The following is a 508-nucleotide window of genomic DNA, read 5'->3' as shown; positions in this document are numbered from 1 at the left end:
CACCGTGGTAGACCGTTTGGTGCAACAAGCCATTAACCAGGTTCTGACCCCTATCTATGAGTGCCAATTCTCGAGGAGAAGCTACGGCTTCCGTCCAAGAAGAGGTTGTCATGACGCACTGCGAGGGGCGCAAGAAATAATCAATGCAGGCTACATATATGTAGTAGACCTTGACCTCGAGCGCTTCTTTGATACCGTTAATCATAGCAAACTCATAGAAATCCTCAGCCGTACTATTAAAGACGGCAGAGTGGTCAGTCTAATACACAAATATCTCCGAAGCGGTGTAATGAACAAAGGTCTGTTCGAAGCGAGCGAGGAAGGAACTCCCCAAGGAGGACCACTGAGTCCTTTGTTGAGTAATATTATGCTTAATGAGTTGGACAAGGAACTCGAACGCAGAGGGCTTCCTTTTGTTCGCTATGCCGATGACTCGATGATATTCTGCAAGTCCAAGAGGGCGGCAAGAAGAGTCAAAGAGTCCATAACCCGATTTATAGAGGGAACT

General features: G+C 47.0%; 1 protein-coding gene. It reads left to right on the top strand.

Going from position 1 to position 508, the window contains the following annotated elements:
• On the top strand, window positions 1-508 hold a 508-nt coding region (locus H9625_RS17515), incomplete at both ends, for a reverse transcriptase domain-containing protein (protein ID WP_262892018.1).

It is taken from the genome of Phocaeicola intestinalis (assembly GCF_014837065.1).
Lineage (GTDB): Bacteria > Bacteroidota > Bacteroidia > Bacteroidales > Bacteroidaceae > Phocaeicola > Phocaeicola intestinalis.
Note: the sequence above shows the minus strand (reverse complement) of the source record. Positions and strands in the feature narration are given on the sequence as shown.